Raw genomic sequence first — 401 nt, 5'->3', positions numbered from 1 at the left:
AGCTGCTATTTCGGCTTTAATGCCTTTTGCCTGGTAGTAAGCCCATTGGTCAGAAGCATGTATTTGCTCAATTAAAGCCTCATTAGAATGATGACCTGCAAATAAGCTTCCCAATGCAGCAAAAACAGCCATTAATGCTGTAGAAATAGCAACACCCATTAACCAGTTGCCTTCGCCCAAAGCTTCGGCTTTTTCTTTAATAGTTTCATGTAAATGTTCTGTTGGAACTTCAATTTCTTCCATAATTTTTTTTAATAAATTATTGTATACTTTAATTGCAAAGAATATAGTTACATTACCTTGTTAATGCTGTACATGATTTTAAGTATGTTGATCTTCTTCTGCAACAGCGGAAGCATTTTCTCTAAGCTGCCTTGTTGTTTTAGAACTGCCGTCATGGC

The 401-nt window shown here is 36.2% G+C and carries 1 protein-coding gene; it reads right to left on the bottom strand.

What is annotated here, in order from left to right; genetic code table 11:
- On the bottom strand, positions 1–243 hold a 243-nt coding region (locus tag E3E25_RS11420), incomplete at its 3' end, for a DUF4337 family protein (RefSeq protein ID WP_167893421.1).
- Between the last annotated feature and the right edge of the window lie 158 nt (positions 244–401).

Source organism: Thermococcus sp. MAR1, from assembly GCF_012027305.1.
GTDB lineage: Archaea > Methanobacteriota_B > Thermococci > Thermococcales > Thermococcaceae > Thermococcus.
Note: the sequence above shows the minus strand (reverse complement) of the source record. Positions and strands in the feature narration are given on the sequence as shown.